Below are 19,787 nucleotides of genomic sequence, written 5' to 3'. Positions count from 1 at the left end.
TGGAATTTCTGAATGGCCGCAGCCCTGACTTTGCTGTTCAAGCTACTCCCGCTGTATGTCACCATCGCCCTCGGTTGGCTGGCCGGACGCTTTCTTAATGCCAGCGGCAGTCATATCGCCGGCATCATGCTCTATATCCTGACCCCGTCGGTGGTGTTTTACGGGGTAATGACCGCGCCACTGAGCCCCAGCGTTATCCTGCTGCCGGTTCTGACCTTCACTCTGTGCAGCCTCAATGCGCTATTGCACCTGCCTTTGGCCAGACGTTGGCTGGGCGATGCCAGCGCCAACTTGATTCCGGTGTCGGTCGGCAGTGGCAATACCGGTTACTTCGGTATTCCGCTGGCGCTGTTGCTGTTCGGTGAGCAGGGCTTGAGCCTGTATATCGTCTGTATGCTCGGCACCACCCTGTTCGAAAATTCGCTGGGTTTCTACCTGGCGGCGCGCGGACGCTACGGCGTAGCCGATTGTCTGCGCAAGGTCGCGCGATTGCCTTCACTGTATGCTTTCGCGCTGGCGGTGCTGTTGAACCTGTCCGGGGTCACGCTGCCGTCGATTTTCCTGCCGCTGTTCGATAATTTGCGCGGCGCCTACAGTGTGTTGGGCATGATGATTATCGGCATGAGCATCCTCAGCTTTCATGGGCTGGCTGGCAATCTGCGCTTCAGCGCCTTGGCCTTTTCCGGCAAGTTCGTTGGCTGGCCGCTGCTGGCACTGGGGTTCTGCTGGCTCGACAGCCAGTGGCTGGGTATTTACGGCTCGGCGGTGCATCAGGCGGTAATACTTATCTCAATCACGCCGATTGCCGCCAATACTGTGGTGATTGCCACCCTGCTGGATACCGCTCCCCGGCAGGTGGCCGGTACGGTATTGCTGAGCACACTGTTCGCGCTGTTGTACATTCCGTTGATGGTGACCCTGTTATTCTGAGCGCTAATGACAAACCCGCCAGTGGCGGGTTTGTGTGTTGTGCGCGGTTGATAAACCTCAGACCCGAGGTCGGCGGCCAAAAATCAGAGACACTACGAACAGCACCAGAAACACCAAAAACAGGATCTTGGCGATACCGGTTGCGGTGCCGGCGATACCACCGAAGCCGAGAACCGCGGCGATGATGGCGATGATCAGAAATGTCAGAGCCCAGCTAAGCATGGTGAGTTACTCCTTTTTCTCGTGAGGCCTGCCGAGTCGTCGGGCGGGCTGTAGTGACTCTGTCGCAACCTGCATGCCAACTTTTTTATTTTGTTTATTCCTTTTAAATCAATAAATTGAATTTTGTGGCGAGATTGGAGTGGCATGCGTTCTGCATGATCTGCGGATGGCCAGCCGTGCAACTTGCACGACTTTTCGTTGACTAACGCAGGTAACTCTCGACAAGGAGCCTGCATCATGGATGCCGCCACTGCGGACAACGGACGTATTTTGCTGGTCGATGATGAAGCCGCCATTCTGCGGACCTTTCGTTACTGTCTGGAAGACGAGGGCTATCAAGTCAGTACCGCCAGCAGCGCGCCCCAGGCGCTCGCGGCTCTACAGCAGCAGGTCTTTGACCTGTGCTTTCTCGATCTCCGGCTGGGCGATGACAACGGCCTCGATGTGCTGGCGCAGATGCGTGTGCAGGCCCCCTGGATGCGGGTGGTGATTGTGACGGCCCATTCGGCGGTGGACACCGCCGTGGATGCTATGCAGGCTGGTGCCGCCGATTATCTGGTCAAGCCCTGCGGTCCTGATCAACTGCGCCTGTCTGCTGCCCAGCAACTGGAAGTTCGGCATATGGCCGCCCGGCTAGAGGCGCTGGAAGGTGAGGTACGCCAGGCCCGCAGCGAACTTCAATCGGCCAGCCCGGCGATGATGGCGGTACTCGACACGGCCCGCCAGGTCGCCAGCACCGATGCCAATATCCTCATTCTTGGCGAGTCGGGTACAGGCAAAGGAGAGCTGGCGCGCGCCATTCATGGTTGGAGCCAGCGTGCCGATAAGGCCATGGTTACAATCAACTGCCCGTCGCTGAGTGCTGACTTGATGGAGAGCGAGCTGTTCGGGCACGCTCGTGGGGCGTTCACCGGTGCCAGTGAAAGCACGCTGGGGCGGGTCAATCAGGCCGATGGCGGAACGCTGTTTCTCGACGAGATCGGTGATTTTCCCCTGGCCTTGCAGCCAAAGCTGCTGCGTTTTATTCAGGATCGCGAGTACGAACGGGTTGGCGATCCGGTCACGCGTCAGGCCAATGTACGCATTCTAGCCGCCACCAATCTGGACTTGCAGGCGATGGTCAATGAAGGTCAGTTTCGCGAAGACCTGCTCTATCGGCTTAACGTCATTACCCTGACCCTGCCGGCGCTACGTGATCGGCGTGAGGATATCCTCGATCTGGCCGAACGTTTTCTGGCGCGCTTTGTCAGCGAATATGCCCGCCCGGCCAAGGGCTTCGACGATCAGGCGCGTGCCGCGCTGCAGGGCTACGGTTGGCCGGGCAATATCCGTGAACTGCGCAATGTCATCGAGCGGGCCAGCATCATCTGTCAGGGGGAATGCATTAGCCTTGAGCATCTGGGGCTCAACGGCTCGGCCCGTGACGATGTGCCAAGAGTGGGTGCCGACATGAGCCTGGAAGCGCTGGAAAAAGCGCATATTGCCGCAGTGCTGGCCGCCAGTGAGACACTTGATCAGGCTGCCAGAACCCTCGGTATCGACGCCTCCACCCTGTATCGTAAGCGCAAACAATTCGGCCTATGAAACTGCGTTCGCGCCTGTTTCTCAGTAGCAGCGCATTGCTGACTGTGGCATTGGTCGGCCTGCTGCTGGCGATTTTCAGTGTCCTCAGCCTGACTAAATCCCAGGGGCAGGCGATGACCCGCAACCTGGGTATTCTCCAGGCCAGCCAGATGATGGGGCATGAGCTGAGCAAACAGACCACCCTGCTGCTTGCCGAAGTGCTCGATATGCCAGCGTTGGAGGGGTCTGATAGGCGTTTTCGCGAATGGTTGAATCGGGCCGCGGACATGGCCATCGAAGATGCCGACCGTCAGGCCGTCAGTGAGATTCGCCGCGCCTATGCAACCTACGACGATCTGCTGGAGCGGCCGCTGTCGGTGCGCAGCGAGCTGTTCAGCCATGACGAATATGCGCGCTCGATTGCCGCTGTGCGTGATCGCCTCAATGGCATGCAGACCCGGTATGCCAACGCGGTGCAAAGCAGCGAACAGGCGACCCGTGAGAATGCCTGGGTAATCGTCTGGCTGCTTGGCGGGATTGGCGTGGCAGTTCTGCTCATTGGGCTGGTTACCGCACACAGCGTGGCCCGTCACTTCGCCGAGCCTATCGAGGCCCTGGCGCTGGCGGCTGACCAGATCGGACGCGGCGACTTTCAGGTCACATTGCCGATCTCCAAGGTTGCCGAGCTGGCAGCCTTGATCCGCCGTTTTGGCTTTATGGCCGAAGCTCTGCGCGAGTTCAAGAACAGTGATATCGAGGCCTTGCAGGCCGAGCAGCGCCGCTTGCAGGCCGTGCTCGATAGTATTGATGACGGTTTGCTGATCTTTGACCATGGCGGGCGGTTAGAACATTTCAATCCGGTAGCCAAACGGCAACTGGGCTGGACCCAGGCTGAGCTGGGGCAAATGCCCGGCGGCTTGCTCGGCACACCGCAGATCGATGAACAATTGCGTCAGGTGTTGCAGGGGCAGGGGCTGGCCAGTGCTACTGAGGATATCGAGGTTGATGTTGCAGGCGAACAGCGCTTGCTGGCCTACAGCCTGACACCGGTTAGTCAGGCGGATGAGCCGATCCGTGGTGCGGTCATGGTGCTGCGCGATGTCACCGAACAGCGTGATTTTGAGCGAGTGCGCAGCGAGTTCGTGCTGCGCGCCTCGCATGAGCTACGCACGCCTGTGACGGGTATGCACATGGGATTTGCCTTGCTTTGTGAGCGACTGCATTTTACCGAGGATTCGCGTGAGGCCGACTTGTTGCGGACTGTCGACGAGGAAATGCAGCGCCTGCTGTTGCTGATCAACGATCTGCTCAACTTCTCCCGTTATCAGAGTGGCCTGCAGCAACTGGAGCTGGAGCCTTGTGATATTGCTGAGTTGTTCGCTCAGGCTTGCCAGCGCTTTGAGGCTGCGGCGGTGCAGCAGCGCGTTGAGCTGAGCTGCGAGGCCGACACGCAGTTGCCTCGGGTACGGCTGGATCGGCTACAGATCGAGCGGGTGCTGGACAATCTGCTTGGCAACGCCTTGCGCCACAGTCATGCCGGCGGGCGTATCCGTCTGCAGGCCGGTCGTCAGGGCGAACGGGTAGTGCTGGCGGTTGAGGACACCGGTGACGGCATCGCTTACGGCCAGCAGGCGCGGGTATTTGAGCCCTTTGTTCAGGTCGGCAAGCGCAAGGGTGGGGCCGGTCTGGGGCTGGCGCTGTGCAAGGAAATCGTGTTGCTGCACGGTGGTCGCATTGGCGTGCATTCGCAGCCGGGGCAGGGCGCTCGGTTCTTCTTCAGTCTGCCACTTTGATCATCACCTGCGTCTGACTTATGGACGGGCATAAGCCTGCGCCACAGCCTGTCCAGGCAGAGTACCATGGGGTTTTGGCCCTAACTGGAGCGTCAGCATGTCGGTTCGTTCAGTGATCATTCGTCAGCGTTTCTGTGGCCCGCCGCACAGCGGCAATGGCGGCTATGTTTCTGGCCTGTTGGCCAGTGCCATGGACACAGGGTGTCAGGTTACCCTGCATGCGCCGCCGCCGCTGGATACCGAGCTGCAACTGCAGCGCACTGAAACCGGGGCTGAATTGCGTCAGGGCGATCGGTTGCTGGGCTCGGCAGTCCCTTATCAGTTCGAGCTCAAGGTACCACCGGCCCCTGCGGTAGCGGTGGCCGAAGCGGCTCAGCAGCGTTTCGAGGGGCTGGTGTTTCACGGCTTGCCGGGCTGTTTCGTATGCGGAACCCAGCGTGAGCCCGGTGATGGGCTGCGAATCTTTGCCGGCCCCGTGGCTGATGGCCAGGTCGCCGCGCTCTGGCGCCCGGCTGCTGATCTGGCTGACAGCAGCGGCCGGGTTGCCGACGAATATCTCTGGGCCGCGCTCGATTGCCCCGGCTTTTTCGCCGTCAAGTCGCGCTCCGATGCCGCTCTGCTCGGACGTTTCGCTGCTCGGCTGATCGCTCCGGTGCAAGCAGAAGAAAATCTGGTGGTGCTGGGCTGGGCTCTGGGGCATGAGGGACGCAAACACCACGCTGGTACTGCCCTATATCGTGCCGATGGCGAGCTGGTGGCCTGCGCCGAGGCCACCTGGATCAGTTTGAAGAAATAGCGGGAAACCAGTGCCGGGTCCGGTTGGCGAACCAGACCAGCGATAGCATCACTGGTACTTCGACCAGTACCCCGACGACGGTGGCCAGAGCGGCGCCCGAGTGCAGGCCGAACAGGGAAATGGCGACGGCTACCGCCAGCTCGAAGAAGTTAGAGGTGCCGATCATGCAGGCCGGAGCGGCGATGTTGTGTGGCAGCTTCCACAACCTGGCCCACACATAGGCTATGGCAAAGATGCCGTAGGTTTGCAGCATCAAGGGGATGGCGATCAGCAGGATGATCAGCGGCCGGTCGATCAGGGTTTGCGCCTGAAAGGCGAACAGCAACACGACGGTCAGCAGCAGGCCCATGATTGAGAAAGGTTTGATCCGGGCGCTGAACTGCTCGACGCCATGCGGGTCACGCTGGTTCAGCCGATGGCGGGTCCAGACTCCGGCAATCAGCGGCAGCAGCACATACAGCAGCACCGAAAGCAGCAGGGTTTCCCAAGGCACACTGATATCCGTCACCCCCAGTAGCAGGGCGGCAATCGGCGCAAAGGCAAAAATCATGATCAGGTCGTTGATCGAGACCTGTACCAGGGTGTAGTTCGGATCGCCCTTGGTCAACTGGCTCCAGACGAACACCATCGCCGTACAGGGCGCCACCCCCAGGAGAATCATCCCGGCGATGTATTCCTGAGCGCTTTGCGGGTCGACCCAGCCTGCGAACAGGTACTCGAAGAACAGGATGCCCAGCGCTGCCATGCTGAACGGCTTGATCAGCCAGTTGATCACCAGCGTCAGAATCAGCCCTTTGGGCTTGCGTCCGACATCCTTGATTGCAGCAAAGTCGATCTGCACCATCATCGGAAAGATCATCACCCAGATCAACACGGCTACTGCCAGGTTGACGTTGGCCAGCTCCAAGGCGGCAACCTGGGTAAACAGACCGGGCAGGTACTGTCCCAGTATTACACCGCTGATGATTGATCCGGCGACCCAGAGTGACAGATAGCGCTCGAACAGGCCAAGGGGGCTGCTGGCAGTGACTGATGACATGCGAATGCTCCATGCAAATGGTTGAATGTGAATATACGTATTTCCATATATAAGTAAAGCCCGGAAAAGATTGCGGTTGTATCCTGACGCCAAGTCGTTACAATAGCGCGGCCCGCCCAAGGCGGGTTTGTTATGGTGGCCCTGCCGGTCCCCTCGCAATGATTAGCCGTGAACCTGGTCAGGCCCGGAAGGGAGCAGCCACAGCGGTGACATCGTGTGCCGGGGTGTGGCTGGTAGGGTCGCCCCCAATTTCCCCGCCGTGTTTTCTGACGTATCTCTCCCTCGCAATGTCCGCCGGCATTCGGTACATTACCCGCTTGCATTCATGACCGAACGGACCCCGATGAGTTACCAGGTACTAGCCCGTAAATGGCGTCCGCGCCTGTTCCGTGAAATGGTCGGCCAGACCCATGTGCTCCAGGCCCTGATCAACGCGCTGGATCACAATCGTCTGCACCATGCCTACCTGTTTACCGGTACCCGTGGGGTTGGCAAAACCACCATTGCGCGGATTCTGGCCAAGTGCCTGAACTGTGAGGTCGGCGTCAGTTCCGAACCCTGCGGCCAGTGCGCGGCTTGTCGGGAGATCGACGAAGGTCGTTTCGTCGACCTGATCGAAGTCGACGCCGCCAGCCGGACCAAGGTCGAGGATACCCGTGAGCTGCTCGACAACGTGCAGTACGCGCCTACTCGCGGGCGCTTCAAGGTCTACCTGATCGACGAAGTGCACATGCTTTCCAGCCACAGCTTCAACGCCTTGTTGAAAACTCTGGAAGAGCCGCCCGAGCACGTCAAATTCCTGCTGGCTACCACCGATCCGCAAAAGCTGCCGGTCACCATCCTGTCGCGTTGCCTGCAGTTCTCGTTGAAGAATATGCCGCCGGAGCGAGTGGTTGAGCACCTTCGCCATGTGTTGGGCGAAGAGAACGTTCCCCATGATGATGAGTCACTGTGGCTATTGGGCCGCGCCGCCGATGGTTCGATGCGCGATGCCCTGAGTCTGACTGACCAGGCTATCGCTTTTGGTAACGGCACCTTGCGGGTTGCCGAGGTGCGCAACATGCTCGGCACCATCGACCACGGCCAGGTGTTTGGTCTGCTCGAAGCGCTGGCCGCCCATGATGCCCGGGCGTTGCTGGTGGCGGTGGCCGAACTGGCCGAGCAGGGCGCCGACTTTGCCGGTGTGCTGGCCGAGCTGATTTCCACCCTGCAGCGCCTGGCGATAGCCCAGGTGTTGCCGGAGGCTGCCGACAACAGCCAGGGTGATCGTGAGCGGGTGCTGGACCTGGCCGGGCGTATCAGCGCTGAAGATGTGCAACTGTTTTACCAGTTGGCCTTGCACGGGCGTCGTGACCTGCCGTTGGCGCCGGACCCGCGTGGCGGCTTCGAGATGGCTTTGCTGCGCATGCTGGCGTTCCGGCCAGGCACCCAGGCAGATGGTCCGGCCGCACCGCCAACGCCACTGACGGGAAAGTCCCCGGGATCGAGCCAGCCCAAGGCTGATCCCCAGACGACAGGGCCAGCCGCGGTAGCGGCACCGGTTGTTAGTTCCAGTTTGCCGCCAGCCGAGCCAGTTGCACCGGCCCCTGCGCCAGCCCCTTCGATGCCGGCGAGCCCGGAGCGGCAAGTGTCTGAGCCGCAACCCCAGGCTGAACCGCCGTTGCCTGTTAATGTGACCAGGCCGCTGAACCCGAGTACGCCGGTCAAGCCGCCGGTCGAAGACAGCCCGCCAGAGTGGCTGGAAGCGCCGCCGCTGGAGGATGGCCCCGATGGTGCCGAGCAGGACGAGGATGATGTCGATGTCAGCCAGTATCTGGGTGACTGGCAACCCGAGGCCGAGTCTGTAGCACAACCCTCGCAAGAGCCGGAAGCCGATGAGGTCAGTGATCTGCCGGTTGCCAGCGGCATCGCCGCCGAATGGCTGGAGATGTTCCCGAGTTTGGGCTTGAGTGGTCTGACCCAGAGCATTGCCGCCCATTGCCAGTTGATCAGCCGTGAAGCGACCGTCTGGCGGCTGCATCTGGACCCTGGGCATAGCGCGCTGTACAACGAAAATCATCGTCAGCGCCTGCAGCAGGCGCTCAGCGAGCATGTCGGCGAGACGGTGACGCTGGACGTGCAGATTCAGGCCCCGGATCAGGAAACACCGGCCGTGGCTGCGGCGCGGCGCAAGGTCGCCCGGCAGAAAGAGGCCGAGGCCAGCATTCAGGCTGACCCGCTGGTCCAGGCATTGATCAGGGATTTCTCGGCCCGGATCTGCGATGACAGTATCCGGCCCATTGATACAGCGAAATAATTGAAGAGGACAAGCAGATGATGAAAGGTGGCATGGCGGGTCTGATGAAGCAGGCCCAGCAAATGCAGGAAAAAATGCAGAAAATGCAGGAAGAGCTGGCCAACGCCGAAGTAACCGGTCAATCCGGTGCCGGTCTGGTGTCAGTGGTTATGACCGGGCGTCACGATGTGCGCCGGGTCAGCATTGACGACAGCCTGATGAGCGAAGACAAGGAAGTGCTCGAGGACCTGATTGCCGCAGCGTTCAACGATGCGGTGCGCAAACTGGAAAAGAACAATCAGGAAAAGATGGCTGGTCTGACCGCCGGGATGAATCTGCCCGACGGCTTCAAGATGCCGTTCTGAGCCTGCCTGCATGAGTTTCAGTCCGCTGATCCGGCAGTTGATTGATGCGCTGCGGGGGTTGCCTGGCGTTGGGCCTAAAACCGCCCAGCGCATGGCCCTGCATTTGCTTGAGCGCGATCGTGAAGTAGCCCGACATCTGGCCCGGGCACTGGAGGCGGCGATGGATGGCGTCGGCTATTGCTCGCGTTGCCGCACCCTGAGTGAAACCGAGATCTGCAACTTGTGTGCTGATCCGCGCCGGGATGACAGTTTGCTCTGTATTTTGCAAAGCCCGGCTGATGTCTGGGCGGTGGAGCAGGCCGGTGGCTTTCATGGCCGCTACTTCGTGCTCAAGGGTAATCTGTCGCCGATTGACGGGCTGGGGCCTGAGGAGATTGGTATTCCGGCGTTGCTGGCGTGCCTTGAGGATCGCGACGTGGCCGAGGTGATTCTGGCCACCAATCCGACCGTGGAAGGCGAGGCCACCGCGCACTATATTGCCAATCTGCTCAAACCGCGTGGTATCAAGGTTTCACGCATTGCTCACGGTGTGCCGCTGGGCGGTGAGCTGGAATATATTGACGGCGGTACGCTGGCCCATGCCTTGGCCGGGCGTACCCCGATTGGTTGATGCTGGCGCCCTGTTTCGTGGCCGAGGGCCACGAAACAGGGCTGTGGGTCAGCTGGCCAGGCGGCCGTCGCGGTAGTCGCGCAGGGCCTGTTCGATCTCCTCACGACTGTTCATCACGAACGGACCATACTGCACCACCGGCTCGCCGATCGGTTTGCCGGCAATCAGCAGCAACCGCGCCCCTGAACTACCGGCACGCAGGCTAACCCCGCCACCTTGGCCCAGCCGTGCCAATTGCTTGGGTGCCAGTTCGGCACTGCGCTGCTCGCCGTGCACGCTGACCTGACCCTCATAGGCATACAGCAGCACGTTGAGCTGGCTTTCCAGCGGCAACTCCAGTGCTTCGTCGGCACCCAGATGCAGGTCCAGGTACAGCGGCTCGGTGGCTTTGCCCTGAATCGGCCCTGACAGCGTTTGCCCGTTGATGGTCAACTCGCCGGCAATCACCAGCACCTGCCCACCGCCGGGCAATTGCCCTTCGGCCAGGGCCGAGGGTGGCAGATCCTGATAGCTGGCAGGCTGCATCTTGTCCTTGGCCGGCAGGTTGACCCAAAGCTGGAACCCGCGCATGCGGCCGGAGCTTTGCTGCGGCATTTCCGAGTGAATGATGCCGCGCCCGGCGGTCATCCACTGCACACCACCGGACTCCAGCAAACCCTGGTTGCCCATGTGGTCCTCGTGCAGCATCTTGCCTTCGAGCATGTAAGTCACGGTTTCGAAGCCGCGATGCGGGTGCGGCGGAAAGCCGCCAATGTAGTCGGCAGCCTCATCGGAGCCGAACTCGTCGAGCATCAGGAAAGGGTCGAAACGTTCCGGGCCCTGGCCGCCGAATACACGTACCAGTTTGACGCCGTCGCCATCGGAGGCTGGACGACCCTGAAGCAGTTCAATCACATCGCGTTTGTGCATGGCTCACCTCCATTAAGAGGGTGTTTACAAATTACTGCGCTCGGCCATGCAGCGTTGAAATCAGCCTCACAATGCTCATTTACACCACGTAAACTGCGCTTGTTCGGCTGATTTCGCCTTGCCTGGCCGTCGCTCGTGACATTTGTAAACACCCTTTAGATATGTGGCCATTCTATAAGTGGATTTTTTGGTTTAATAGCGCAAAAAATCCACCAAAAGCATCGATTAATTCGATGTTTCGCCTGGGCTCTCGCCACGTTCCCGGGCTTCCAGTTCCTCAATGATCCGCTCATAGGCGCGGCAGGGACCATGTTCGCTGCGGGTTGGATCGCGTTGTTGCAGCTCCAGCAGTTGGGTGTGCAATTGGTTGGCCTTGTCCGGATCGCCGGCAGCGATGCGGTTGATGGTCTGGGCGACTTTCTCAGCCATCTCGATGGCGTCTTCCGGCGAGCAGGCCAGGCTGGGCTGGCTGAGCAGGGCCAGCACGCAACTGATGGCCAGGGTAGAGCGAATTTTCATGTCTTACCTCGTAATGCCCGTAGGCGATAAAGGGTTATGGTAGCCGCTTGGCTGCGTTCCTCCAACCATGGTTTGGCACCGGGTCCATGTGACGCACCCGGAAAAGGCGACAGGTCCGAGCTAGGATAAGTGCATGAGAGGACTTATCGTCGCGTGTGTCCTGTTGCTGGCTGGGCTGCAGTCCGGGGTGAGCTGGGCTGAGGTTTTGCGTGTAGGGATGGGCACCCATAAGCCACCTTATATCTATGAGGGGCAGCTCCGTGGGCTGGAGCACGATCTGATCAAGGCTGCCTTTGAGCTGGCCGGATTCCAGATGGAGCTTTACTACGGGCCAATGGAGCGTTTGCATGTGCTGCTGGCGCGCGGTGAGCTGGATGCGATTGCTACCACCAGCCCGGTCAGTGGTATTCCGGCGTTCTACTCTGTGCCCTATGTCGAGTACCAGAATGTGGCTATCACTCTTGCCCGGCGCGAGATCGAGTTGGGCAGTATCGGCGAGCTGGGCAATTACTCGGTCAGTGCCTTTCAGCGGGCTCGCTTTCTGCTCGGCGAGGAGTTCCAGGCCATGACTGTGAGCAATCCACGCTATCGTGAGGAGGCCCGCCAGGTTATTCGCAACCTGTTGCTGTATGCCGGCCGGGTCGATGTGGTAATTGCTGATCTGCGAATTTTTCAGGCCTTCAATCATGAGATTGGCGATCAGGTCGATACCCGGCAGCCGATCCGCGTGCACCGGTTATTTCCGCCATCGCCTTACAGCGTCGGCTTCACCGATCCGGACAAGCGTGACCGCTTCAATCTGGGGTTGCAACGGTTGCGCGAGAGTGGCCGTTATCAGCGCATCGAAGCACGGTATGCGGATTTCTGAGCTAGCCTTAATAGACCGCTGTTCTGGCGCCTGCCTACTACTAAATAACGAAGTCGTCCCTGCCAAGGACGCATACACGCACCCGCCGGGCAGTCCTAGTATCGACTCATGACTTGGCCCGTGATGGGTCAGGCAAGCTCAGAGGACATAACAATGATCTACGCCAATCCTGGAGCACCCGGCTCCGTCGTTACTTTCAAGGACCGATACGGCAACTTCATCAACGGTGAATTCGTTGCTCCGGTCAAAGGTCAGTATTTCACCAACACCACTCCGGTGACTGGCGGCGCAGTCTGTGAAATCCCGCGTTCCACCGCCGAAGATATCGAAAAGGCTCTGGATGCCGCCCATGCCGCCAAGGATGCCTGGGGCAAGACCTCGGTACAGGCCCGTTCCAATATCCTGCTGAAGATTGCCGACCGTATCGAGCAGAACCTGGAAAAGCTGGCTGTCACCGAAACCTGGGACAACGGCAAGGCCGTGCGTGAAACCCTCAATGCCGATATCCCGCTGGCAGCCGACCACTTCCGCTATTTTGCCGGTTGTATTCGTGCTCAGGAAGGTACTGCCGCCGAGATCGACGAAAACACCGCTGCCTACCACTTCCACGAACCGCTGGGCGTGGTTGGGCAGATCATTCCGTGGAACTTCCCGCTGCTGATGGCTGCCTGGAAACTGGCGCCGGCTCTGGCTGCTGGTAACTGCATCGTGCTCAAGCCGGCCGAGCAGACTCCGCTGAGCATCCTGGTATTTGCCGAGCTGATCGCTGATTTGCTGCCGCCCGGCGTGCTCAATATCGTCAATGGCTACGGCCGTGAAGCTGGCGAAGCGCTGGCCACCAGCAAGCGTATCGCCAAATTGGCGTTCACTGGCTCGACCCCGGTTGGCCGGCATATTCTCAAGTGCGCCGCCGAGAACATTATTCCTTCTACCGTGGAGCTGGGCGGCAAGTCGCCGAACATCTACTTCGCCGACATTATGCAGGCTGAAGAATCGTTCATCAGCAAGGCCGTTGAAGGCATGGTGCTGGCGTTCTTCAACCAGGGCGAAGTCTGCACTTGCCCGTCGCGTGCGCTGATTCAGGAAAGCATGTACGACGATTTTATCACCCGGGTGGTCGAGCGTACCCGTCAAATCAAGCGCGGCAACCCGCTGGATACCGAGACCATGGTTGGTGCCCAGGCTTCCGAGCAGCAGTTCGACAAGATCCTGTCGTACATGGAAGTGGCCCGTGAAGAGGGTGCCGAGTTCCTGATCGGTGGTGGTGCCGAGCACCTGCACAATGAGCTGGGCAATGGCTACTACATCCAGCCGACCCTGCTCAAGGGTCACAACAAGATGCGTATCTTCCAGGAAGAAATCTTTGGCCCGGTGGTCAGCGTCACCACCTTCAAGACCGAGGAAGAAGCGCTGGCGATCGCCAACGACACCGAGTTCGGTCTGGGCGCCGGGGTCTGGACCCGCGACATCAACCGCGCCTACCGCATGGGTCGCGGCATCCAGGCTGGTCGGGTATGGACCAACTGCTACCACATGTACCCGGCACATGCCGCGTTCGGTGGTTACAAGAAGTCCGGTGTTGGCCGCGAGACCCACAAGATGATTCTCGACCATTACCAGCAGACCAAGAACCTTCTGATCAGCTACGACGTGAACCCGCTGGGCTTCTTCTAAGCCTGGGTAAATCATGGCCGGTCCTGCTCCTCCGGCCATGATTGCGATACCCGGGCTCGGCAGAGCCCGGTCGTTGTCCTAATGTTCGTGAGATTGGCGCGGCTTCGGCCGCGCATTTTTTTGTCCGCACTCCCTGTTCAGAGCGCGGCCAGTTCTCAGCGAAACGCTGGCACTACGTGGTTGATGAACAGTTCGAGTGACTTCTTCTTCTCTTCGTGCGACAGGGTGTTGTCGGTCCAGAAGCTGAATTCGTCCACTCCCAGTTCCTGATAGTGACGCAGGCGGGCAATGATCTCGTCCGGTGTGCCGACCATAGTGTTCTTGCGGATGTTCTCCAGTTCGAACTCCGGGCGCTCCTTGAACTTCTCTTCCGGGCTGGGCGGCAGCAGGCCGTTGACTGGTATCTGCTTGTTGCCGAACCAGGCGTCGAAGGTGCGGTAGAAGCGCGAGATGCCTTCAGCACCGATTTTCCAGCCATCCGGCTGATCCGGACTGTGCACAAAAGTATGCCGCAGCACCATGATCTGCGGGCGGGGGACGTCCGGATTGTTGGCCAGTGCGGTGTCGAACTTGTTCTTCAGGTCGACCACTTCCTCATCGCCCTTCATCAGCGGGGTGACCATCACGTTGCAGCCATTCTTGACCGCGAAGTTGTGCGAGTCTGGATCGCGTGCGGCAATCCAGACCGGCGGATGCGGCTGCTGGATCGGGCGCGGTGAGGAAGTCGAGGTCGGGAATTTCCAGAGCGCGCCATCGTGAGCGTAGTCACCCTGCCAGAGTGCCTTGATCACCGGCACCATCTCACGCAGATGCTGACCGCCGTCGGTGGCCGGCATGCCGCCTGCCATGCGGTCGAACTCGAACTGATAGGCGCCACGGGCCAGACCCACTTCCATCCGGCCATTGCTGATCACATCCAGCAGGGCGCACTCGCCGGCAGCCCGAATGGGGTGCCAGAACGGGGCGATCAGAGTGCCGGCACCCAGGCGAATGGTAGTGGTACAAGCGGCGAGGTTGGCCAGCAGCGGCATAGGGCTGGGGGCGATGGTGTAGTCCATCGAGTGGTGTTCGCCGATCCAGACGGTGGAGAACCCACCGGCTTCGGCCATCAGGGTCAGTTCGGTGAGGTTTTCAAAAAGCTCCCGGTGGCTGACCTGATCGTCGTAGCGCTCCATATGCACGAACAATGAAAACTTCATATGACTGTCCTCGAACCTGTACTTGTTGGTTTGACCATCGTTTGGCCGGCTTGGTTTAAGTGTCCCTGCGCGGCTATCGGGTGTCGATCACGCCTGATCTTGGCGTACTAGCAAAGTGCAGCAGATCACTGGATATTGGTATACCATAATACGGGATATCTTAAAACCATTTCACCGTACCGTTTATCTAGGGAGGGGCCATGAGCATCCGACACAAGCTCATCATGACGTTTGCGATCATTGCCAGTTTGCCGGTCATGCTGGTGGCGTTGCTGGTTGTACTGAACCTGCGTGAAGCCGCCAGAGATGATTTTATTGATAGCAGTGGGCGCGAAATCCGGCAGGTCGAAACCGCCATGCAGCTGTTTTTTGAGGGCATCAGTCAGAATGTTGAATTCCTAGCGGCGCATCCGCTGCTGAAGAACATTGACGGAGAGTTCAAGCGTTATGTCGATGCGCGCAGCGCCCGTCAGCCCGAAGGTGAGCAGGACCGGGCGGTGTTTGAGCTGTTTGCGGGGCTGGCCGCCAGCCATCCTGCCTATGCCTATGTGTCATTGGGAACGCGTGAAGGTGGCTACCTGTTCTGGCCCGGCGACCCCAATTTGAGCGACTACGATCCACGCACTCGGCCCTGGTATCAGCGGGCTATGGCCGAGCCGGGCAAGGCCCAGCGCACCGAAGCCTACTACTGGGCTGATGATGATGTGGTACTGGTCAGCACGGTGCGCAGCTTCTCCAACCGCCTGGGCAATCAGGGTGGAGTGGTCAATATCGACGTATCACTGCAGCAGCTTACCGATATCGTTCGTGATATCGAGTTGGGGCAGAGCGGTTATCTGATGTTGATCGAAAGTAACGGCACCGTACTGGTCGATCCGCGCCGGCCAGAGAACAACTTTCGTCAACTGGCCGATCTTGGGCCCAGTTATGCCAGGCTGGCAGCCGCCAACGGTGGTTCGGTCGAAGTGGAGTTGGCCGGCGAGCGCTATATGGCCAACGTCTATACCTCGCAGGCCCTGGGCTGGCAGTTCATTGGGCTGATCCGCGAGCAGGAGGTGATGGCCGGCGCAACCCGACTGACCTGGATCATTGCCCTGATTGCCGCCCTGGCCGCATTCGCTTTTGCCGCTCTGGGGGCCCTGAGTGCGGGCTTGATTACCCGGCCGATCCAGGCGGTTAGCAATGGGCTTGAGGGGATAGCTCAGGGGGAGGGCGATCTGACCACCAATCTGGCGGTGCGTGGCCGGGATGAAACCGCGCAACTGGCGGGCTGGTTCAACCAGTTTCTCGGCGCCATTCGCGAACTGGTGCAGCGTATCGCCCAGGCGGCCGGGCAAATCCACAGCAGCTCAGGCAGTGCCACTCAGGTGTCCCAGGAGCTGGCCGAGGTGGCGGCCCGACAGCGTGAGGCGGTGGATATGGTGTCGACCGCTTTCCATGAAATGGTGATGACCGCCAATGAGGTGGCCCGCTCCTGCAGTCAGGCCGCCAACTCGGCCGATCAAGGGCAGAGTCAGGCGCATGCCGGGCAACAGCAGATCGATGCGTCGGTTGACAGCGTTGGCCGGTTGAGTGGCGAGATTGAACAGGCGGCTCAGGCAATGCAGCAACTGGAGCAGGACAGCAATGCCATCCAGTCGATTCTTGGCACCATCAATGCGATTGCCGAGCAGACCAACCTGTTGGCGCTCAATGCCGCGATTGAGGCTGCCCGGGCAGGTGAGCAAGGGCGTGGATTTGCCGTGGTGGCCGATGAGGTGCGGGCGCTGGCCAAGCGTACGGCCGACTCCACCGAAGAGATTGATGATTTGCTTGGTCGTCTGGCTCAGCGCACCCAGGCTACCGCCCGGCAGATGCACAGTAGCCTGGAGGTGTCCCAGCAGACGGTCAGCTCAATCAGCGAGGCGCGCTCGAGCTTCGAGCTGATTCGCGAGGCGGTGGACCGGATCCGCGATATGAATACCCAGATCGCCACAGCGGCTGAAGAGCAGCATCAGGTTGCCGAAGACATCAATCGCCACATCAGTCAGATCCACGGTGACTCACAGCAGGTGGCTGAACTGGCCGATGCCACCCGGGCCGATGCCCAGACCCTGACTGGTCTGTCGGATACTCTCAATAGTCTGGTTCGACGCTTCAAGACCTGAGTCCAGGTTTCCAGGGCCGTCAGTGACGGCCCTGATCCTGTTCAACTTTCGAACGGGATGCTTTCCACTACTTCCAGATCGTAGCCTGTCAGGCCGGCGTATTTCAGTGGCGGGCCCAGGTGGCGCAGTTTGCCGACGCCCAGGTCCTGAAGAATCTGCGCCCCGGTACCGACTTCGGAATAGATTCGTGACTGGGAGCGGTTGTAGGGCCGGCGTGGCTGAGTGAGTTGCGGCACCCGTTCCAGCAGGGCCTGGGACGATTCGTTGTTGGCCAGCACCACTACGACGCCATGACCGACCTCGGCGACTTTTTCCAGCGCTGCCCACAGGGTCCAGTTCTTCGGGCCGGTGTATTCGGCACCAACCAGATCGCGCAGCGGATCGATGACATGGACCCGCACCAGGGTCGGCTGTTCACGCTGGATATCGCCCATGACCATCGCCATGTGAACGCCGCCTTCGATGCGGTCCTCGTAGGTCACCAGGCGGAAGTTGCCATGCACCGTTGGCATTTCGCGCTCGCCAATACGGGTAACGGTGTGCTCGGTGCTAAGCCGGTAATGGATCAGGTCGGCGATGGTGCCGATACGGATGCCGTGCTGCTTGGCGAAGATCTCCAGCTCGGGTCGTCGGGCCATGGTGCCGTCTTCGTTCATGACCTCGACAATTACCGCTGCTGGGGTCAGGCCCGCCAGCCGGGCCAGGTCGCAGCCGGCTTCCGTGTGTCCGGCGCGGGTCAGCACTCCGCCTTCACGGGCTCGCAGGGGGAAGATATGTCCTGGTTGCACCAGATCTTCAGCGCGGGCATCCGGTGCTACCGCGGTGAGAACGGTGTGGGCCCGATCAGCGGCGGAAATGCCGGTAGTGACGCCCTGGGCTGCTTCGATCGAGACGGTGAACGCGGTGGCGAACGGGCTGCCGTTATGCGGCACCATGGGGCTGAGTTCCAGGCGCTGGCAATGCTCCTCGGTCAGGGTCAGGCAGATCAGGCCGCGGGCCTCACGGGCCATGAAGTTGATCGCTGCGGTGGTGCATTTTTCCGCCGCCAGCAACAGGTCACCTTCGTTCTCGCGGTCTTCGTCGTCAACCAGCAGCACCATCTTGCCCTGGCGGAAGTCTTCAATGATGTCTTCGATGCGGTCGAATGGCATGACGGGTGCTCCTGGTCTGGCTGTTTTATCGTATTAATGGTATACCATAATACCAAATTACCACGAATTCAGAAGGTCAGTATGAAGGCTTATTGGATTGCCCACGTCAACGTCAGCAACCCTGATCAGTACAGCGAATACATCCGCCTGGCGCCAGCGGCTTTCGCCAAGTATGGCGCACGTATGCTGGCTCGGGGTGGCCGGTCCGAGGCACTGGAGGGGCGAGCCACGCCACAGCGTAGCGTGGTGATCGAGTTCGATTCCTATGAGCAGGCTATCGCCTGTTACCACTCGGCCGAATACCAGCAGGCCAAGGCGCAGCGTGAAGGGGTGGCCGAGGCCGAGGTGATTATCGTCGAAGGTCTGTGAGCGGCTGTCAGTGAATGAAGTGCACCATGCCGGTGTCGTCATTCCCGACGTAGATGCCATAGACGCCAGCCTGGCGTTCACAGATGTAGCGCTCGAGAATCTGTCGGATGGCCGGGTAGTAGATGCTGTCCCAGGGGATATCCTCGGGAGCGAAAAACCGGCAGGTGGCGGTCTCAGGGCCATACTGGCCAGTGATTTCCAGGGCGATGGCGCGGAAGATGATGTAGACCTCGTTGATCTTCGGCACGCTGAAGATCGAGTAGGGCGAGAGGATTTCAGCCCGCACGCCGCTTTCTTCCCAGACCTCGCGTAGCGCCGCCTGTTCAGTGGTTTCGCCATTCTCCATGAACCCTGCCGGCAACACCCAGGTGCCGGCCTGCGGCGCTATCGCTCGTTGGCACAGCAGGTACTTGCCTTCCTGCTCGATGATACAGCCGGTGATGACTTTGGGGTTCTCGTAATGGATATAGCCACAACCCATGCAGATCAGCCGCTCATGGGTATCACCCGGCGGTAGGCCGCGCTGCAGGGTGGACCCACCGCATTGCGGGCAGAAGCGGGGCGTACGCATGGTGCTAGCGTCCTATGCGGGGCTCTTTCAGAGCGATGGGGGTAACGAACTCGCGCATGTCTCCCTGCTCACCCTGCTTGGACTTGAGATACTCAAGAGCCACCTTGGCAGCAGCGCGGACGTGGTCGACCGAGGCTTGGTGGGCAACCATCGGGTCACCGCTCTTGATCGCCTCAACAATACGTTCCATCTCATGGTTACTGGCGTCCCGGCGATTGGCCTGGGAGACCGAGGTGGCGCGCAGGTAGCTGATCCGGGCCTGCAGCAGGCGTAACTGGGCGGCAGCGATCTGGTTGCCCGAGCCTTCGAGCAGCACGTCGTAGAAGCCCTGCACCGAATCCAGCACCTGTTGCAGGTTGCCACTTTCCAGCACCTTGCGGTTTTCTTCCAGTGCGCGTTCCAGGGCGCGAATGTCCTTGGCCTTGGCGTTGAGAGTGAACAACTGCACGATCAGCCCTTCGAGCACGCAGCGCAGCTCGTAGATGTCGCGGGCATCTTCCAGGGTGATGATAGCGACGCGCGGTCCCTTGCTGCCGTCGAACTCCACCAGCCCTTCGGACTCGAGGTGGCGCAAGGCTTCGCGTACCGAGGTGCGGCTTACGCCCAGGCGTTCACACAGATCACGCTCCACCAGCCGGTCGCCGGGCAGCAACTGGAAATTGAGGATAGCCCCGCGCAGTTTATCCAGCACGATTTCGCGCAGGGTCACGGGGGTGCGATTGATCTTGAAAGTATCGTCGAGTGGCAGGCGTTTCATAGGGTCCGCTCTGGTTATGGCTATCCGTAG

Annotated in this window: 19 protein-coding genes and 1 other RNA gene; 12 read left to right on the top strand and 8 right to left on the bottom strand. The window is 60.1% G+C overall.

Features of this window, described 5'->3' with window-relative positions; all coding sequences use genetic code 11:
• Nucleotides 1-12: 12 nt before the first annotated feature.
• On the top strand, nucleotides 13-930 hold the full coding sequence (locus tag BVH74_RS17160; protein WP_080051282.1) for an AEC family transporter: 918 nt from the start codon (nucleotides 13-15) through the stop codon (nucleotides 928-930).
• A 57-nt stretch (nucleotides 931-987) separates the two neighbouring features.
• On the opposite strand, the gene BVH74_RS17155 is transcribed toward BVH74_RS17160, so the two are convergent.
• Complete coding sequence (locus tag BVH74_RS17155; RefSeq protein ID WP_080051281.1) at nucleotides 988-1,152, bottom strand: DUF1328 domain-containing protein; 165 nt, start codon at nucleotides 1,150-1,152, stop codon at nucleotides 988-990.
• Between the two features lie 237 nt (nucleotides 1,153-1,389).
• On the opposite strand from BVH74_RS17155, the gene algB reads away from it, so the two are divergent.
• The 3 genes from algB to BVH74_RS17140 all read left to right on the top strand — a co-directional run bounded on the left by algB (nucleotide 1,390) and on the right by BVH74_RS17140 (nucleotide 5,304).
• Nucleotides 1,390-2,736, top strand: coding sequence for a sigma-54-dependent response regulator transcription factor AlgB (gene algB / locus BVH74_RS17150; RefSeq protein ID WP_080051280.1), 1,347 nt, complete (start codon nucleotides 1,390-1,392; stop codon nucleotides 2,734-2,736).
• The gene (locus BVH74_RS17145) at nucleotides 2,733-4,508 is read left to right on the top strand and encodes an ATP-binding protein (RefSeq protein WP_080051279.1); all 1,776 of its coding nucleotides are present in this window, start codon (nucleotides 2,733-2,735) and stop codon (nucleotides 4,506-4,508) included. Before algB ends, BVH74_RS17145 begins: the two co-directional genes overlap by 4 nt.
• 97 nt (nucleotides 4,509-4,605) lie before the next feature.
• A complete protein-coding gene (locus tag BVH74_RS17140) occupies nucleotides 4,606-5,304 on the top strand; it encodes a hypothetical protein (protein WP_205890268.1) in 699 nt (232 codons plus the stop codon).
• Here the strand turns inward: BVH74_RS17140 and arsB are convergent.
• The gene (gene arsB / locus BVH74_RS17135; RefSeq protein WP_080051278.1) at nucleotides 5,288-6,343 is read right to left on the bottom strand and encodes an ACR3 family arsenite efflux transporter; all 1,056 of its coding nucleotides are present in this window, start codon (nucleotides 6,341-6,343) and stop codon (nucleotides 5,288-5,290) included. The two genes, BVH74_RS17140 and arsB, sit on opposite strands and share 17 nt — an antisense overlap.
• Before the next feature lie 142 nt (nucleotides 6,344-6,485).
• Here arsB and ffs point away from each other — a divergent pair.
• From ffs to recR, 4 genes are all read left to right on the top strand, one after another.
• Nucleotides 6,486-6,582, top strand: an RNA gene (ffs, locus tag BVH74_RS17130) — signal recognition particle sRNA small type.
• A 104-nt stretch (nucleotides 6,583-6,686) separates the two neighbouring features.
• Entirely contained in the window at nucleotides 6,687-8,639 is a 1,953-nt protein-coding gene (dnaX, locus tag BVH74_RS17125) for a DNA polymerase III subunit gamma/tau (protein ID WP_080051277.1), read from the top strand.
• 17 nt (nucleotides 8,640-8,656) lie between these two features.
• Nucleotides 8,657-8,983, top strand: coding sequence for a YbaB/EbfC family nucleoid-associated protein (locus BVH74_RS17120; protein ID WP_080051276.1), 327 nt, complete (start codon nucleotides 8,657-8,659; stop codon nucleotides 8,981-8,983).
• A gap of 10 nt (nucleotides 8,984-8,993) precedes the next feature.
• Nucleotides 8,994-9,593 (top strand): recombination mediator RecR, encoded by a 600-nt coding sequence (recR, locus tag BVH74_RS17115; protein ID WP_080051275.1) that lies wholly within the window; start codon nucleotides 8,994-8,996, stop codon nucleotides 9,591-9,593.
• Nucleotides 9,594-9,641: 48 nt separating this feature from the next.
• On the opposite strand, the gene BVH74_RS17110 is transcribed toward recR, so the two are convergent.
• Complete coding sequence (locus tag BVH74_RS17110) at nucleotides 9,642-10,502, bottom strand: pirin family protein (RefSeq protein WP_080051274.1); 861 nt, start codon at nucleotides 10,500-10,502, stop codon at nucleotides 9,642-9,644.
• 225 nt (nucleotides 10,503-10,727) lie between these two features.
• Complete coding sequence (locus BVH74_RS17105; protein ID WP_080051273.1) at nucleotides 10,728-11,021, bottom strand: hypothetical protein; 294 nt, start codon at nucleotides 11,019-11,021, stop codon at nucleotides 10,728-10,730.
• 133 nt (nucleotides 11,022-11,154) lie between these two features.
• On the opposite strand from BVH74_RS17105, the gene BVH74_RS17100 reads away from it, so the two are divergent.
• Both BVH74_RS17100 and exaC read left to right on the top strand, forming a co-directional pair.
• Entirely contained in the window at nucleotides 11,155-11,889 is a 735-nt protein-coding gene (locus tag BVH74_RS17100; RefSeq protein ID WP_177344551.1) for a substrate-binding periplasmic protein, read from the top strand.
• A 153-nt stretch (nucleotides 11,890-12,042) separates the two neighbouring features.
• Complete coding sequence (gene exaC / locus BVH74_RS17095; protein ID WP_080051272.1) at nucleotides 12,043-13,563, top strand: acetaldehyde dehydrogenase ExaC; 1,521 nt, start codon at nucleotides 12,043-12,045, stop codon at nucleotides 13,561-13,563.
• Nucleotides 13,564-13,718: 155 nt separating this feature from the next.
• On the opposite strand, the gene BVH74_RS17090 is transcribed toward exaC, so the two are convergent.
• Entirely contained in the window at nucleotides 13,719-14,762 is a 1,044-nt protein-coding gene (locus BVH74_RS17090; RefSeq protein WP_080051271.1) for an LLM class flavin-dependent oxidoreductase, read from the bottom strand.
• A gap of 200 nt (nucleotides 14,763-14,962) precedes the next feature.
• Here BVH74_RS17090 and BVH74_RS17085 point away from each other — a divergent pair, with 200 nt between their 5' ends.
• Nucleotides 14,963-16,909, top strand: a complete 1,947-nt coding sequence (locus BVH74_RS17085) for a methyl-accepting chemotaxis protein (protein ID WP_080051270.1) — start codon at nucleotides 14,963-14,965, stop codon at nucleotides 16,907-16,909.
• A gap of 41 nt (nucleotides 16,910-16,950) precedes the next feature.
• Here the strand turns inward: BVH74_RS17085 and ribBA are convergent, their stop codons facing one another.
• Complete coding sequence (ribBA, locus tag BVH74_RS17080) at nucleotides 16,951-18,060, bottom strand: bifunctional 3,4-dihydroxy-2-butanone-4-phosphate synthase/GTP cyclohydrolase II (protein ID WP_080051269.1); 1,110 nt, start codon at nucleotides 18,058-18,060, stop codon at nucleotides 16,951-16,953.
• 81 nt (nucleotides 18,061-18,141) lie between these two features.
• Here ribBA and BVH74_RS17075 point away from each other — a divergent pair, with 81 nt between their 5' ends.
• Entirely contained in the window at nucleotides 18,142-18,429 is a 288-nt protein-coding gene (locus BVH74_RS17075; RefSeq protein ID WP_080051268.1) for a DUF1330 domain-containing protein, read from the top strand.
• 7 nt (nucleotides 18,430-18,436) lie between these two features.
• On the opposite strand, the gene BVH74_RS17070 is transcribed toward BVH74_RS17075, so the two are convergent.
• A complete protein-coding gene (locus BVH74_RS17070; RefSeq protein WP_080051267.1) occupies nucleotides 18,437-19,000 on the bottom strand; it encodes an NUDIX hydrolase in 564 nt (187 codons plus the stop codon).
• A 4-nt stretch (nucleotides 19,001-19,004) separates the two neighbouring features.
• Nucleotides 19,005-19,757 (bottom strand): GntR family transcriptional regulator, encoded by a 753-nt coding sequence (locus BVH74_RS17065; protein WP_080051266.1) that lies wholly within the window; start codon nucleotides 19,755-19,757, stop codon nucleotides 19,005-19,007.
• Nucleotides 19,758-19,787: the final 30 nt, after the last annotated feature.

This window comes from Halopseudomonas phragmitis, from assembly GCF_002056295.1.
GTDB lineage: Bacteria > Pseudomonadota > Gammaproteobacteria > Pseudomonadales > Pseudomonadaceae > Halopseudomonas > Halopseudomonas phragmitis.
The sequence above is the reverse complement of the archived record's forward strand: the minus strand, read 5'-3'. Positions and strand labels throughout refer to the sequence as shown.

Excerpts from the sequence above, each read along its gene's own strand:
- BVH74_RS17160 (WP_080051282.1), top strand. The coding sequence starts at position 13 with ATGGCCGCAGCCCTGACTTTGCTGTTCAAGCTACTCCCGCTGTATGTC.
- BVH74_RS17155 (WP_080051281.1), bottom strand. The coding sequence starts at position 1,152 with ATGCTTAGCTGGGCTCTGACATTTCTGATCATCGCCATCATCGCCGCG.
- algB (WP_080051280.1), top strand. The coding sequence starts at position 1,390 with ATGGATGCCGCCACTGCGGACAACGGACGTATTTTGCTGGTCGATGAT.
- BVH74_RS17145 (WP_080051279.1), top strand. The coding sequence starts at position 2,733 with ATGAAACTGCGTTCGCGCCTGTTTCTCAGTAGCAGCGCATTGCTGACT.
- BVH74_RS17140 (WP_205890268.1), top strand. The coding sequence starts at position 4,606 with ATGTCGGTTCGTTCAGTGATCATTCGTCAGCGTTTCTGTGGCCCGCCG.
- arsB (WP_080051278.1), bottom strand. The coding sequence starts at position 6,343 with ATGTCATCAGTCACTGCCAGCAGCCCCCTTGGCCTGTTCGAGCGCTAT.
- dnaX (WP_080051277.1), top strand. The coding sequence starts at position 6,687 with ATGAGTTACCAGGTACTAGCCCGTAAATGGCGTCCGCGCCTGTTCCGT.
- BVH74_RS17120 (WP_080051276.1), top strand. The coding sequence starts at position 8,657 with ATGATGAAAGGTGGCATGGCGGGTCTGATGAAGCAGGCCCAGCAAATG.
- recR (WP_080051275.1), top strand. The coding sequence starts at position 8,994 with ATGAGTTTCAGTCCGCTGATCCGGCAGTTGATTGATGCGCTGCGGGGG.
- BVH74_RS17110 (WP_080051274.1), bottom strand. The coding sequence starts at position 10,502 with ATGCACAAACGCGATGTGATTGAACTGCTTCAGGGTCGTCCAGCCTCC.
- BVH74_RS17105 (WP_080051273.1), bottom strand. The coding sequence starts at position 11,021 with ATGAAAATTCGCTCTACCCTGGCCATCAGTTGCGTGCTGGCCCTGCTC.
- BVH74_RS17100 (WP_177344551.1), top strand. The coding sequence starts at position 11,155 with ATGAGAGGACTTATCGTCGCGTGTGTCCTGTTGCTGGCTGGGCTGCAG.
- exaC (WP_080051272.1), top strand. The coding sequence starts at position 12,043 with ATGATCTACGCCAATCCTGGAGCACCCGGCTCCGTCGTTACTTTCAAG.
- BVH74_RS17090 (WP_080051271.1), bottom strand. The coding sequence starts at position 14,762 with ATGAAGTTTTCATTGTTCGTGCATATGGAGCGCTACGACGATCAGGTC.
- BVH74_RS17085 (WP_080051270.1), top strand. The coding sequence starts at position 14,963 with ATGAGCATCCGACACAAGCTCATCATGACGTTTGCGATCATTGCCAGT.
- ribBA (WP_080051269.1), bottom strand. The coding sequence starts at position 18,060 with ATGCCATTCGACCGCATCGAAGACATCATTGAAGACTTCCGCCAGGGC.
- BVH74_RS17075 (WP_080051268.1), top strand. The coding sequence starts at position 18,142 with ATGAAGGCTTATTGGATTGCCCACGTCAACGTCAGCAACCCTGATCAG.
- BVH74_RS17070 (WP_080051267.1), bottom strand. The coding sequence starts at position 19,000 with ATGCGTACGCCCCGCTTCTGCCCGCAATGCGGTGGGTCCACCCTGCAG.
- BVH74_RS17065 (WP_080051266.1), bottom strand. The coding sequence starts at position 19,757 with ATGAAACGCCTGCCACTCGACGATACTTTCAAGATCAATCGCACCCCC.